We start from the raw sequence: 14,298 nt of genomic DNA on the forward strand, positions 1-14,298 counted from the left end.
CGATATGGTATAATGGTCTGGTTGACTACGATTAGACTGAGGTGAAAGTGATGCCTAACCATATTGTCCTTTTCCAGCCGGAAATTCCGGCCAATACCGGAAATATCGGTCGGACCTGTGTGGCGACAAATAGTGTCCTGCATCTGATCCGTCCGCTCGGTTTCTCGACTGATGATAAAATGGTGCGCCGTGCGGGTCTCGATTACTGGCCTAAACTGACGGTCCATTACTATGACTCGATCGAAGAGTTGTATGAGAACTATCCAGAAGGCGAGTTCTACTACATTGAAAACTTCGGAACGAAATCGTACGCTGATTTTGATTTCAGTGATGCAAAAAAAGATCAGCTGTTTGTTTTCGGGCGGGAGAGTGACGGCATACCGAAGGAGCTCTTAACAGGTCTTGAAGACCGCTGCCTCCGGATTCCGATGACCGGCGAAGTCCGCTCGTTGAACTTATCTAATACCGCATCGATCATTTTGTTCAATGCTTTACTGCAGCAGGGGTTTCCGGGATTAATCAAATAAGACATGAAAAAACGCACCCCATCGGGTGCGTTTTTTTACTTTCTTGGCCCTGGCTTCGTATCATATCCAGCTGAGAAGATAGCTGTCAAAAATGCGAGGCAGACGAGAATAATCAAGGTTACATTCATGAATAGTCCTCCTTTTCTAGCCAGACAAGCGTTTCTTTTTTAAGTATACCCCATTTTATTCGAGGTGTGAATGGGCTTACAGTTAATTTTATCCTATCCCTGGTGACAGATGCCTATACGATGGCCGGGCTGGTGACATAGAGTGAAGAGTAGGTGAATAACCACAGGAATGGATAGGAGGAGAACGAGTGAATCAGTATCCATATGCTTATCCTTATGGAATAGAAGAAGACTTCCGGAATGAAGAAGAGCGTTTCTTCTTTTTCGGCCCCTTTGCCGGTGGGTTACTGGGTGGCTTTTTAGGCGGTGCCCTGGCTCCAGGTTTGTACGGAGGATTTGGCGGCGGCGGTTATGGCTATCCACCTCCTTATTACGGACGCCCGCCTTATTATGGAGGCGGAGGCGGAGGTTATTACGGCCGTCCCCCGTACGGAGGTTTCTGGTAATCAATAAATCCCCTTCTCCTGATTCAGGAGAAGGGGATTTTGTTTAGAAGTTCGTTGTGTCGAGTTCTTTTCCTTGGGACTCATAGCCCTGCATGTACTTGATCCGTCGCTGGGCGGAGGTGCTGTTCACCTGTTCATCCGCATGATAGGAGGAGCGGACCATCGGGCCTGCTTCACAGTGCTTGAATCCTTTTTCAAGGGCAATCTGTTTCAGTTCCTCGAATTCATCCGGATGGTAGTAGCGTTCCACGTTCAAGTGTTTTTTCGTCGGCTGCAGGTACTGGCCGATGGTCATGATGTCGACGTTATGAGCAAGCAGATCATCCATCGCTTCGATGATTTCCTCTTTCGTCTCGCCAAGACCGACCATCAGGCTGGACTTCGTCGGTGTATTCGGACGGATTTCCTTCACACGGCGGAGCAGCTCAAGAGAACGGTCATACATGGCGCGTGCACGGACTTTCTTCGTCAGACGGCGGACGGTTTCAATGTTGTGGTTGAAAATATCCGGCTCGCCCTCCATCAAGGTATGCAGGCTTTCATAATCACCTTTCATATCAGAAGGAAGAATTTCCACGGTGCATCCCGGTACCCGGCGGCGGATTGCCTTCACGGTTTCACCGAATACAGCAGCACCGCCGTCGTTCAAGTCATCACGGGCAACCGCTGTAACAACGACGTGTTTCAGTCCCATGATTTCAACGGATTCCGCAACACGCTCCGGCTCGCCCCAGTCAAGTTCGTTCGGCAGCCCGGTCTTAACGGCACAGAAACGGCAACCGCGTGTACATGTATCCCCCAGGATCATGAAGGTAGCGGTTTTCCGTTCACTCCAGCATTCGTGGATGTTCGGGCAGCGTGCTTCCTCGCACACCGTGTTCAATTTCTTCTCGCGCATCAGTTTCTTCAGACCTGTATAGGATTTGTTGGTGTTGATCTTGATTTTCAGCCATTCCGGCTTTCTTATGTATTCCTGGTTTTTACTCACGTTCACCACTCCTTATCCCGCTCAGCGGGCGTAGTTCCATTCATCTGTTTCGTAGCGTTCCCGGGCGATTTTCCTTACCTCGTCCCATTGTTCCTCAGACAGGTGGAAGGGCTCCAGGTGAACATTCAATCCTTGTTCAAATCCTTGTTTAAATGCATGTTTTGTTTCTTCGAAAGACACAGGCTCTTCGAGGATTTCGTTGACGGCAATGGCTTTGCTGCCGAAAGCTTTGCGGGCTCTTTCCTTGATGCGTTCATTTTTGTAAACAAACATATCAAAAAGCTTCCCATCATCCACTTCAATCGGGATGGACCCGTGCTGCAGGATGATGCCGCGTTTTCTAGTCTGTGCACTTCCCGCCGCTTTTTTTCCATCGACAATCAATTCATACCAGGACGGTTCTTCAAAACAGACAGCTGACCCGTTCACATCCAGCCTGCCTTCAGGAACAGCAAAGTCTGCATCAATGTTCAGGTTCCTGAACCCTTCAAGCAGGCCCTTGGAAATGACGAGATAGGCTTCTTTCACGGAATCCGGCATGTCCTCGTGTTTTTCCGATACGATGACACTATATGTAAGTTCATGGTCATGTAATACCGCACGGCCGCCCGTTTGACGGCGGACGAGCTGATACCCATGCTTTTGAACGCCATCCAAGTCAATTTTTCCTTTTACTTTTTGAAAATAACCAACAGACAGCCCGGCAGGTTCCCAGCCGTAAAAACGCAGAACAGGCGGGATGGCCCCTTCCCGGTGCCAATTCATAAGGGCCTCGTCCAGTGCCATGTTGATGGCAGGTGTACAATGGCCTGAATCGACAAAGTACCATGTTTCCATATGCAGTCCTTCTTTCTTTTTGAGTGAGTACTTTATCAAAGTAAAATAGTCAAAACAATTCTAACAATCGGACAAGGGCATGTCAAAATATAGTAAATCCTTCTTCCGGGAATTTATTAGGACTTTAGGCTGAAGAATTTACAGCCTCAGATTCGGTATATGACTATATAATGAGAAGAGGAGGGATTATGATGAATCAAACCTTGCTGTCCAGCGTGCTTTTTTTAATCAGTGCATCCATCTGGGCCATCCTTGCTATTTTTTACGACGATTACCGCTGGCTGAATTTATTCTTATTTATTTTGTTCCTCGTCATGGGACTTGCCAAAAGGAAAAGCTATATGGAAGGGAAAGATGTGGAAGAGGACGGAGATTGATTCCGTCCTCTTTTTTCATAAATGACGGGCAGCGGCATAGGTTTAAGTAGAGGGGCTGTCCTTCTACCCTGCAGGGTGCAGGTCAAAATGACGTAAAATCACTGGATAGGCAACACCGCAAGGGGACAAGTCGAACGGGTTCGTTGTTGTAGTTGTAAGGTTCCTGCAGCTCTTTCATGATGGATGTTTTGGTTCTTTGCACAGGCTAGTCGGGACTGACCAAGCCGCTTCCACATTTCTTTTTTTGTAGTCCAGCTCCGGCACCCAGATGCTCGAGACATAAGTCAATGATCTCCGTGAAGAAAGAACGCTTCACTGCAATCCTTGTCTTATGCTTGTCGCATCTATCAGGGTGCTTCCGCATTTCAGTCTTTGTCCAGTTGCAGCGGCTAGTCCCTCGAGGTCATAAGTCCAACACCTCTGTGGAGAAAAGCCCTCCACGGCGGTGCTGGTCTTATGCTTGTTGGGACTGACCAAGCCGCTTCCACATTTCTTTTTTGTAGTCCAGCTCCGGCACCCAGATGCTCGAGACATAAGTCAATGATCTCCGTGAAGGAAGAACGCTTCACTCCGATCCTTGTCTTATGCTTGTCGCATCTATCAGGGTGCTTCCGCATTTCAGTCTTTGTCCAGTTGCAGCGGCTAGTCCCTCGAGGTCATAAGTCCATCACCTCTGTGGAGAAAAGCGCTCCACGGCGGTGCTGGTCTTATGCTTGACGGGACTGACCAAGCCGCTTCCACATTTCTTTGATTCACACATGTTTTACATGAGCCAGGCATAGGATGTATTAAAATTCGTCTCTTACGACGGGGGAGGTCGCGAAGTGGACATTTTAAAGAAGATACAAGACCACCGGGAATACGAGGAAGAACTGAAGTGGGAAGGAACGTTTGCTGAATACTTGGAGCTGTTGAGAGAGCGGCCGTATTTAGCACAATCCGCTCATTCCCGCGTTTACAATATGGTTAAAAGTGCTGGTGTGGAAGAAGCGCATGATCATAAGCGTTATAAGTTCTTTGATGATGATATCTACGGACTGGATGAAGCGATGGAAAAGCTGGTGGAGGAATATTTCCACCCGGCAGCGAGAAGACTGGATGTCCGCAAACGTATTCTATTATTGATGGGACCTGTCAGTGGCGGGAAATCCACACTTGTAAACTTGATGAAGCGGGGATTGGAAAAGTACACGCATACGGATGAAGGGGCTGTCTTTGCCATCAAGGGCTGTCCAATGCATGAAGATCCGCTGCATCTGATCCCGAGCCATCTGCGCAAGGATTTTCAGGATGAGTATGGCATCCGTATTGAAGGAAGTTTGTCTCCGTTAAATACGATGCGTGTGGAAACGGAGTATGGAGGAAGAATTGAGGACGTTTTAGTGGAACGGATCTTTTTCTCAGAGGATAAGCGTACAGGCATTGGTACCTTCAGTCCGTCTGATCCGAAGTCCCAGGATATTGCCGACTTGACCGGTTCGATTGACTTCTCGACCATTGCTCAATTCGGGTCGGAATCGGATCCGCGTGCTTACCGGTTCGATGGAGAGCTGAACAAGGCCAACCGTGGCATGATGGAGTTCCAGGAAATGCTGAAGTGTGATGAGAAGTTCCTCTGGCACCTGCTCAGCCTGACACAGGAAGGGAACTTCAAGGCTGGCCGTTTTGCCCTGATCTCAGCGGATGAATTAATTGTAGCTCATACGAACGAAGCGGAATACCGTTCTTTTATTGCCAACAAGAAGAATGAGGCGCTCCACTCCCGGATGATCGTCATGCCTGTGCCGTATAATTTGAGGGTCAGTCAGGAAGAGCGGATCTATGAAAAGATGATTAGAGAGAGTGATATCCGCGATGTCCATATTGCTCCGCACACGTTAAGAGTGGCAGCAATGTTCACGATCCTGACACGATTAAAAGAATCGAAAAAGGCGTCCATCGATGTGCTTAAGAAAATGAGACTCTATGATGGCGAAATTCTAGAGGGCTTCAGTGATGTGGATGTCGAGGAACTGAAGAAGGAGCATGGCGATGAGGGAATGAGCGGGATCGATCCACGGTACGTGATCAACCGCATATCATCCACCATCATTAAGAAAGAACTGACATCGATCAACGCACTGGATGTTCTCCGTTCCTTGAAGGATGGACTTGGAAGCCACGCCTCCATATCCAGTGAGGATAAGGAGAGGTACCTTGATTTCATTTCCCTGGCGAGAAAAGAGTATGATGAAATTGCGAAGAAGGAAGTGCAGAAAGCATTTGTGTACTCCTATGAAGAATCCGCCGTTACGCTTATGGACAATTACCTGGATAACGTCGAAGCGTACTGTAACAAGGCGAAGCTGAGGGATCCGCTGACGGGTGAAGAACTCAATCCGGATGAGCGTCTCATGCGGTCCATTGAAGAACAGATCGGCGTTTCGGAAAATGCGAAAAAAGCCTTCCGTGAAGAAATTCTCATTCGGATCTCCGCCTACGCACGTAAAGGCAAGAAGTTTGACTACCAGTCCCATGAGCGTCTTCGCGAAGCCATTCAGAAGAAGCTGTTTGCTGATCTGAAGGATGTCGTGAAAATTACGACGTCGGCGAAGACTCCGGATGAACAGCAGCTGAAGAAGATTAACGAAGTCGTTGCCACCCTTGTCGATGAGCATGGGTACAACTCCAGCTCAGCGAACGAACTGTTGAAATATGTAGGCAGCCTGTTGAACAGGTAATGCCTCATCAGACCGCCTCCTTTTCGGTAAGAGGGCGGTCTTTTTTATGTTATAATGTCAAAAAAAGAAGAGTGGTGAAATCATGGCCAGGAAATTTTATGCAATTATTGATGTAGGTTCAAACACGATGCGTCTAGTGATTTATCTGCGTGATAAAGGTGGACGTCTGCGTGAAGTGGAGAACGTAAAAGCGGTCGCACGTCTCCGGAACCATTTAACGAAGGATGGTCTGTTATCCACCGAAGGGCTGCAGACGCTGCTGACGACACTGAAGAGTTTCAAGGAAGTTGCTGAATCCTATACGCTTGAGGAAATGGTGTGTGTCGCTACGGCTACGGTCCGCCAGGCGGGGAACCAGGAGGAGATCATCAGCCAGGTTTCCAAGCATACCGGTTTTGACATGCGCATTTTATCGGATCACGAAGAAGCGTATTACGGTTACCTGGCCGTCGTGAATTCCACTCCAGTTACAGAAGGGATCACCGTGGATATTGGCGGGGGAAGTACCGAAGTTACATATTTTAAAGACCGTGAATTGATCGAATCGTACAGCTTCCCGTTCGGAGCATTGACGTTGAAGCAGGACTTCTTCAAAAAGGAACTGCCGACCGAGAATGAATTCGCGGCTTTGCGCCGGTATCTGCTTGATCAGTTCAAATCACTGCCATGGCTGCAGAAGAAGGATATTCCATTGATCGGAATCGGCGGTGGCGCGCGGAACCTTGCACAGATCGATCAGAACCTGAAGGAGTACCCGCTGGCCGGCCTTCATCAATATAAAATGAAGGACAGCGATCTCGCTTTTATAAAAAATTATTTATTCACCCTGCCGATGAAGAAGCTGCAGAAGGTGGAAGGGCTGTCCAAAGACCGGGCGGATATTATTCTGCCGGCGACGGAAGTGTTCCATTCCCTTTACGATACCATGCAGGCTTCCGGATTCATTCTGAGCAGAAAAGGACTTCGGGATGGTGTCTTTTTTGAACAGCTGACGAAGGATATGGGGACATCGGTTTTTCCGAACGTGCTGGAGGAGAGCATTCAGGAATTAATCAATGATTATGACTTGAATGTCAAACAGATCCAGCACGTCCAGCATCTGGCTCATCAGCTTTTCTACCAGCTCCATGAAAAAGGGCTCGGTTCTTTGAAAAAATCGGACTGGCAGGAAGTGAAGAGGGCGAGCTATGTGTTCAACCTGGGGGATTATATCGACAGTGAAGCGAGTGCCCAGCATACCTTCTACCTGCTTGCCAACCGGACGATTGACGGATTGATGCATATGGAGAGACTGCGGATGGCGCTTATGGCCTCCTATAAGAACAAAACGATTTTCAAGCAGTTCCTTCAGCCGTATAAGAAGTGGTTTTTGAAGGATGAACAGAAGAAGCTCCGTCTTCTTGGCTCCCTTCTGAAGTTCTGCTACAGCCTCGACAGCACCCGCAGGCAGACAATCCAAAGCCTTACGCTGATGAAGGAAGGCCATGACCTGCATATTACGTGTCACTGCTCCGGCGAATGGATGCCGGAGGAATATCAGGCGGAAAAACAGAAAAAACATTTGGAAAAGTCACTGAAAAAGACTATAGAACTGTCTTTTGTGGAAAATAAAAAGTAAGTCCCTCTGCGGGCTTCTTTTTATGCACAGCTGTTAATTTCGGAATATTCTACCTTAAAAGAAAACAAAATTCAGCAAAATTCATCATTTTTTTACAAAACCTTAACACTTGTTTTATATAGAGGATATAGAGACGTACTAACATATGGAGTGGAATAAATGTGTAAAGGGTGTGCGGAATGTCAACAGAAAACAAGACACAGGAATTGAATAATCCATTATTTTATAACAACCGGGAGCTGAGCTGGCTCGCTTTTAATGAGCGTGTGCTTGATGAGGCTCTTGATTTGGATAACCCTTTGCTTGAGCGTTTGAAATTTTTAGCGATCGGATCCTCCAACCTGGATGAATTTTTCATGGTACGGGTAGCCGGATTGAAGGATCAGGTAAAAGCCGGTTTCAACAAGCCGGAGAACAAGGCCGGATTGACTCCGAAGCAGCAGCTGGCGAAAATTTCGGAAATCAATCATAACAACGTGAAGAAGCAGTATGACTCTTATCAGGCGATGAAGCCGGAACTGGAGAAGGAAGGCATCTCCCTGCTTTCCATAGAGGATCTGACGAAAGAGGAAATCAACCGCTTCGAAAAATATTTTGACGAGGAAATCTTTCCCGTGCTGACGCCGATGGCTGTGGATGCCTACCGTCCGTTTCCGATGCTTCTCAACAAGTCCATCAACCTTGCTGTCGTCATTAAAGATGAAATCGATCCGGAGAACACAACAAAGACGGCGATTGTCCAGGTGCCGGCCGTCCTGGATCGATTTGTCCAGGTGGAGCATGAAAATAAATACCAATATGTGCTTCTTGAGGAAATTATCAGCCATTTTATGGGTAAACTGTTTAAAGGATACAAAGTGGAATCTGTTTCAGAGTTCCGGATCACAAGAAATGCGGATATGACAATCCATGAGGAAGGTGCCCGGGATCTTCTGAAGGAAATCGAAAAAGAATTGAAAAAACGCAAATGGGGCGCAGCCGTCCGTCTGGAAGTAAGGGATGGCAAGTACGAAGAGAAAGTGGTCAAATTCCTGCTCAGCGTCCTGGAAATTCATCGTGATGACCTGTACATTACGAACGGTCCGCTTGATCTCACGTTCCTGTTCAAGTTCCATAAAACGTTTGCTGATGTGAAGGATCACCTTTACTATGAGACATTGATGTCGCAGCCACCGCGTGATTTGGATGGGGAGGAGAATATCTTTGAAGCAGCGGAGAACCGCGATATCTTCCTGCACCACCCTTATGAATCCTTTGAGCCTGTCGTCGATTTTGTGGCGGAAGCGGCAGATGATCCATACGTGCTGGCCATCAAACAGACGCTGTACAGGGTAAGTGGAGATTCACCGATTATAGACGCTTTAAAGCGGGCAGCGGAGAAAGGGAAACAGGTGACGGTGCTTGTTGAACTGAAAGCGCGGTTCGATGAAGAGAACAACGTGCAGTGGGCCAAGGAGCTCGAAAAAGCCGGGTGTCACGTCATTTACGGCATGACCTACTTGAAAACCCACAGCAAAATCACCCTTGTCGTCAGGAAAAAAGCAGAAAAGATCGAGCGCTTCGTCCACCTGGGTACCGGAAACTACAACGACCAGACGGCTTCTCTGTATACCGATATGGGCATCATTACGTCGAAGCGGAAGTTCGGGATAGATGCGACGCACTTCTTCAATTACTTGAGCGGTTTTACGGAGAAACCGGAGTTCCATCACTTGTCTATGGCTCCATTTGATATCCGGAATGACTTTATCCGCTACATGAACAATGAAATCCGCTTCCATAAGCAGCACGGAAACGGCCGGATCATAGCGAAGATGAACTCGCTTACGGACAAAAACCTGATCATGAAAATGTACGAAGCTTCCCAGGCAGGCGTACAGGTCGACCTGATCGTCCGCGGGATCTGCTGCTTGAGGCCCGGCATTGAAGGCGTCAGTGACAATATCCGCGTGTACAGCATTGTCGGACGCTTCCTGGAGCACAGCCGGATTTATTATTTCCATCACAACGGGGACGACCGCCTGTTCCTTTCCTCTGCGGATATGATGACTCGAAATATGGTGAAACGCGTTGAACTGCTTTTCCCGATTCACGAGCCTTCTGTGAAAACCCGGCTGAAGAAAATCCTGTCCATCATGCTGAATGATAACATCAAGGCGAGGGAGCAGAAGAACGACGGCAGTTATGAGTACGTACAGCCTGAGAAAAACCAGGTGCGTATCAACAGCCAGATGAAGTTTTTCGATATGGCCTACCGGGTTCTTGAGGATGAGGAATAATCTTTACCAGTAAAAAGTAAAAAGGCGTACCAAAGGGTGCGCCTTTCTTGTTATAATGGAATTGTTACCATTTGAGAAAAATAAGCGAAATTTGTTGAATACGTAAGCGTTTCAATTCTATAATAGTATGTGGACTTGGAAACGTTTTCGAGGAAACTTTAGCCAACAACTACTTGGAGGTATTCTACGTGTCTAAACAAGGCTCCATTCAAAGATTTTGGGATAATTTCCACGGCCCCAACATGGGGTATATCGAAGAGCAATTCGAAGTATATGAAGAAAACCCAAGTGCTGTCGATCCTTCACTGAAGGAAATTTTTGACGAGCACGGGGCACCTGACTGGATGAAGACAAGCCCGTCTGTTGAAACGAACGGCGCTGCGTCTCCTTCAGAAAGGGACATTGCGAAAATCACCTCGGCATTGAAACTTGTTGAGGCTATTCGTCGTCACGGCCATCTGCAGGCGAACATCTATGCTGTAGGAAGTGACGAGCGGCCTAAAACAAATTTGCTTGATTTAGAAACCTACGGACTTCAGGAGAAGGATCTGGAGGCTATGCCGGCGGAGTGGGTCTGGCCGGACGCGCCTATGAAACTGGATAATGCCCTCCAAGTGGTCCATGTACTTAAAGAGAGATATGCGGGGACGATCTCCTTTGAATTCGGCCATGTCAATAATGAGAACGAAAGAAAATGGCTGCAGGACAAAGTCGATACAGGATCGTATCAGGTATCTTTGACAAATCAAGAAAAGAAACAGCTGCTGTACCGCCTGGCTGAAGTGGAAGGTTTTGAGAACTTCCTTGCCAAAACGTTTGTGGCACAGAAGCGCTTTTCCATTGAAGGCCTCGATATTATGGTGCCGATGCTCGACCATATTATCCAGTCGGCTTCCGGCGACCACATTAAACATATCATGATGGGCATGGCCCACAGGGGAAGACTGAACGTGCTTGCCCACATCCTTGGGAAGCCTTATGACCGGATCTTCTCTGAGTTCCACCATTCACCTGATAAAGAGCTCGTACCTTCAGAAGGTTCGATGGGCATCAACTACGGCTGGACAGGTGATGTGAAGTATCACTTCGGAGCCCGGAGAGAGATCGAAAACGGCGAGCAGTCGGCAACGAAAGTGACGTTGAGCCATAACCCTTCCCACCTGGAATACGTCAACCCTGTCGTCCAGGGTTTTACAAGAGCGGCGCAGGATGACCGCAGGGAACCCGGCTATGCGAAGATGGACGAAGACGAGGCATTCGGTCTGTTGATCCACGGGGATGCAGCCTTTATCGGTGAAGGGGTTGTCGCAGAAACGCTGAATATGAGTGATCTTCCCGGCTATCGTACAGGGGGCACGGTCCATATCATCGCCAACAACCTTGTCGGCTTCACGACGAACCGCAGAGACGGACGTTCGACAAGATATGCCAGTGATCTGGCGAAGGGCTTTGAAATACCGGTGGTGCATGTGAATGCCGACGATCCAGCGGCATGCCTTTCTGCTATGGCTCTTGCATACGAATACCGTCAGAAGTTCCATAAGGACTTTCTGATTGATCTCGTCGGGTACCGCCGTTTCGGACATAACGAAATGGACGAGCCGCGCTCTACACAGCCGAAGCTGTATAAGGAAATCGATGAGCATCCGACGGCTGCCGCTGTTTTTGAGAAGCAGCTTCAGGATGAAAGCGTTGTGGAAGACGGCGAGCTGGCGAAGATGAAAGAAGAGATTGAAGAGAAGCTTCGTGACATCTATAACAATATGGGTGAGCACGAAACAGCTGCTCCTGATGTGAAGGACCGTCCGAGCGGTGTAGAACGGGATCTGGATGAAATTCAGACATCCGTGGATATTGAGCGTCTGCGTGGTCTGAATGAAGGGATGCTGAAACGTCCGGAAGGCTTCAATGGATTTAAGAAGCTGGAAAAGATTCTCCAGCGTCGTGCGAAAATGCTGGATGAAGGGCAGAAAGTGGACTGGGCGACAGCGGAAGCCCTGGCCTTCGCTTCTATCCTGGAAGATGGCATTCCGATAAGGATTACCGGTCAGGATACGGAGCGGGGAACCTTCGCTCACCGTCATCTTGTCCTACATGATGTAGAAACGGATGAAACCTACTGTCCACTTCACGGGCTGGATCAGGCGGAAGCGTCCTTTGATATTCACAACAGTCCGTTATCGGAAGCAGGGGTTATCGGTTTTGAGTACGGCTACAGTGTTCATGCTTCCGATTCTCTTGTCCTGTGGGAAGCGCAGTTTGGTGACTTCGCCAATGCCGGTCAGGTCATTTTTGATCAGTTTATTGCCGCCGGCCGCGCGAAGTGGGGAGAGAAATCCAATATGGTCTTCCTGCTTCCGCACGGGTATGAAGGACAGGGGCCGGAGCATTCCAGTGCCCGCCTTGAGCGTTTCCTTCAGCTGGCTGCAGAAAACAACTGGACCGTGGCCAATGTCACATCATCGGCCCAGTATTTCCACCTGCTCCGCAGACAGGCGGCAATCAGCAACCAGGAAGAGGCACGGCCGCTTGTATTGATGACACCGAAAAGCCTGCTGCGGAATCAAAGAGTCGCCGTAGACGGAGATGCTTTCAGCGATGGGAAATTCCAGTCGCTCATGATGCAGCCGGGATTATCTGAGAATAAAGATAAAGAAAAAGTGAAAACCCTTCTATTAGGAAGCGGAAAAATCATGGTGGATATCGAAGACAAGGTGGAAAGTATGGACGAAACCTTCGAAACCATCGATGCTGTCCGGGTGGAACAGATTTACCCATTCCCGGATCAAAAACTGGCAGAAATGCTGGAAACCTATCCGAATTTAGAAGAACTAGTATGGGTCCAGGAAGAACCGCAGAACATGGGTAGCTGGTATTTCGTGGAGGGGATCCTCCACAGACTCCTGAAGGATGGACAGATTCACAGATTTGTAGGACGTCCGCACAGGGCTTCCCCTTCCGTTGGAGAACCGAATATCCATAAAACAGAGCAGAATCGAATCATTCTTGAAGCGCTGCAGATGTCTAAAGGAGGAGAAACAAAATGAAGGAAATCAAAGTACCTGAATTAGCTGAATCCATAACTGAAGGCACGATAGCCGAATGGCTTGTGAAAAAAGGCGACCACGTTTCCAAAGGCGATCCAATTCTTGAGCTGGAAACAGACAAGGTCAATGTGGAAGTGAACGCGGATGCAGACGGGGTTATTGCTGAACTGCTCAAGGAAGAAGGAGATGACGTAGAAGTCGGAGACGTCATCGCTAAAGTGGATGAGAACGGAGAAGCTTCCGCATCTTCTGAGGATTCCTCCGATGATCAACAGGCGGAAGCACCTGCAGCTGAACAGAAGGAAGAGCCTCAGCAGCAGGAACAGAAACAGGAGTCCAAGCAGGAAGAACAGCCAGCGGGCTCCAATGGACAGAACAATGGGAATAAGGACATTGTGGCCACTCCGGCTGCCAGAAAGCGTGCTCGTGAACTCGGCATTGATTTGAGCAGTATTTCCGCCCGTGATCCGCTCGGCCGCATCCGTCCGGAAGATGTCGATGCCGCAGCTAAGGGTGGCAGCAAGTCGGAAGAGCCGAAATCAGCGTCTAACGACAAGCCGAAGAAAGAGAAGAAGGAAGAGGAGAAGACACAGTTTGATAAGCCGGTGGAACGGATTAAAATGTCCCGCCGCCGTCAAACGATTGCCAAGCGTCTTGTAGAGGTCCAGCAGGAAGCAGCAATGCTCACGACGTTCAACGAAGTGGACATGACGAACGTTATGAAGCTTCGCAGCGACCGCAAAGAATCCTTCCAGAAAAAGCACGACGTGAAACTCGGTTTTATGTCCTTCTTCACGAAGGCGGCCGTCGGTGCCTTGAAGGAATTCCCGAACTTGAACGCAGAAATTCAGGGCAGCGAAATCATTCAGAAGAAATTCTATGATATCGGAATGGCTGTTTCTACAGAGGAGGGTCTTGTGGTTCCTGTCGTCCGTGATGCCGACCGCCTTGATTTCGCCGGTATTGAGAAGGGAATCGCTGATGTAGCAGCGAAGGCCCGGAATAAAGAACTGCAGCTGGAGGATCTCCAAGGAGGTTCCTTTACCATCACAAACGGTGGAATTTTCGGGTCCATGCTTTCTACGCCGATCCTGAATTCCCCTCAGGTCGGAATTCTTGGGCTGCACAATATTGAGAAGCGCGCGAAGGTCATGCCTGATGACAGCATTGAAGCACGTCCGATGATGTACATTGCGCTTTCCTACGATCACAGAATCGTCGATGGAAAAGAAGCGGTCCAGTTCCTGCGCCGCATTAAAGAAATGATTGAAGATCCGTACGACCTTCTTTTAGAAGGATAATAGGAAATGAAAAGCCCCTGCAGCCTGGCT

The 14,298-nt window shown here is 48.6% G+C and carries 10 protein-coding genes; 8 read left to right on the plus strand and 2 right to left on the minus strand.

Annotated features, from left to right (window positions below):
* Positions 1 to 50 precede the first annotated feature (50 nt).
* Together ACXAD6_RS03850 and ACXAD6_RS03855 are read left to right on the plus strand one after the other, a co-directional pair.
* Positions 51 to 527, plus strand: coding sequence for a tRNA (cytidine(34)-2'-O)-methyltransferase (locus ACXAD6_RS03850; RefSeq protein ID WP_474967708.1), 477 nt, complete (start codon positions 51 to 53; stop codon positions 525 to 527).
* A 316-nt stretch (positions 528 to 843) separates the two neighbouring features.
* On the plus strand, positions 844 to 1,101 hold the full coding sequence (locus tag ACXAD6_RS03855) for a hypothetical protein (RefSeq protein ID WP_206936089.1): 258 nt from the start codon (positions 844 to 846) through the stop codon (positions 1,099 to 1,101).
* 43 nt (positions 1,102 to 1,144) lie between these two features.
* On the opposite strand, the gene lipA is transcribed toward ACXAD6_RS03855, so the two are convergent.
* Both lipA and ACXAD6_RS03865 read right to left on the minus strand, forming a co-directional pair.
* Complete coding sequence (gene lipA / locus ACXAD6_RS03860) at positions 1,145 to 2,089, minus strand: lipoyl synthase (RefSeq protein WP_027956632.1); 945 nt, start codon at positions 2,087 to 2,089, stop codon at positions 1,145 to 1,147.
* A 21-nt stretch (positions 2,090 to 2,110) separates the two neighbouring features.
* Positions 2,111 to 2,926 (minus strand): lipoate--protein ligase family protein, encoded by an 816-nt coding sequence (locus tag ACXAD6_RS03865; RefSeq protein WP_474967709.1) that lies wholly within the window; start codon positions 2,924 to 2,926, stop codon positions 2,111 to 2,113.
* A 191-nt stretch (positions 2,927 to 3,117) separates the two neighbouring features.
* Here ACXAD6_RS03865 and ACXAD6_RS03870 point away from each other — a divergent pair, with 191 nt between their 5' ends.
* The 6 genes from ACXAD6_RS03870 (at position 3,118) to odhB (ending at position 14,268) form a co-directional block, all read left to right on the plus strand.
* The gene (locus ACXAD6_RS03870; protein WP_027956630.1) at positions 3,118 to 3,303 is read left to right on the plus strand and encodes a hypothetical protein; all 186 of its coding nucleotides are present in this window, start codon (positions 3,118 to 3,120) and stop codon (positions 3,301 to 3,303) included.
* 824 nt (positions 3,304 to 4,127) lie between these two features.
* A complete protein-coding gene (locus ACXAD6_RS03875) occupies positions 4,128 to 6,023 on the plus strand; it encodes a PrkA family serine protein kinase (protein WP_474967710.1) in 1,896 nt (631 codons plus the stop codon).
* Positions 6,024 to 6,105: 82 nt separating this feature from the next.
* Entirely contained in the window at positions 6,106 to 7,641 is a 1,536-nt protein-coding gene (locus tag ACXAD6_RS03880) for a Ppx/GppA phosphatase family protein (RefSeq protein ID WP_474967711.1), read from the plus strand.
* A 179-nt stretch (positions 7,642 to 7,820) separates the two neighbouring features.
* Positions 7,821 to 9,920, plus strand: coding sequence for an RNA degradosome polyphosphate kinase (locus tag ACXAD6_RS03885; protein WP_474967712.1), 2,100 nt, complete (start codon positions 7,821 to 7,823; stop codon positions 9,918 to 9,920).
* Positions 9,921 to 10,162: 242 nt separating this feature from the next.
* Positions 10,163 to 12,967, plus strand: a complete 2,805-nt coding sequence (locus ACXAD6_RS03890) for a 2-oxoglutarate dehydrogenase E1 component (protein WP_474970360.1) — start codon at positions 10,163 to 10,165, stop codon at positions 12,965 to 12,967.
* Positions 12,964 to 14,268 (plus strand): 2-oxoglutarate dehydrogenase complex dihydrolipoyllysine-residue succinyltransferase, encoded by a 1,305-nt coding sequence (gene odhB, locus ACXAD6_RS03895; protein WP_474967713.1) that lies wholly within the window; start codon positions 12,964 to 12,966, stop codon positions 14,266 to 14,268. The genes ACXAD6_RS03890 and odhB overlap by 4 nt, the downstream gene beginning before the upstream one ends.
* Positions 14,269 to 14,298: the final 30 nt, after the last annotated feature.

Source organism: Halobacillus sp. ABH2_015 (assembly GCF_056158945.1).

Excerpts from the sequence above, each read along its gene's own strand:
- ACXAD6_RS03880 (WP_474967711.1), top strand. The coding sequence starts at position 6,106 with ATGGCCAGGAAATTTTATGCAATTATTGATGTAGGTTCAAACACGATG.
- ACXAD6_RS03885 (WP_474967712.1), top strand. The coding sequence starts at position 7,821 with ATGTCAACAGAAAACAAGACACAGGAATTGAATAATCCATTATTTTAT.
- ACXAD6_RS03850 (WP_474967708.1), top strand. The coding sequence starts at position 51 with ATGCCTAACCATATTGTCCTTTTCCAGCCGGAAATTCCGGCCAATACC.
- ACXAD6_RS03870 (WP_027956630.1), top strand. The coding sequence starts at position 3,118 with ATGAATCAAACCTTGCTGTCCAGCGTGCTTTTTTTAATCAGTGCATCC.
- odhB (WP_474967713.1), top strand. The coding sequence starts at position 12,964 with ATGAAGGAAATCAAAGTACCTGAATTAGCTGAATCCATAACTGAAGGC.
- ACXAD6_RS03890 (WP_474970360.1), top strand. The coding sequence starts at position 10,163 with ATGGGGTATATCGAAGAGCAATTCGAAGTATATGAAGAAAACCCAAGT.
- ACXAD6_RS03865 (WP_474967709.1), bottom strand. The coding sequence starts at position 2,926 with ATGGAAACATGGTACTTTGTCGATTCAGGCCATTGTACACCTGCCATC.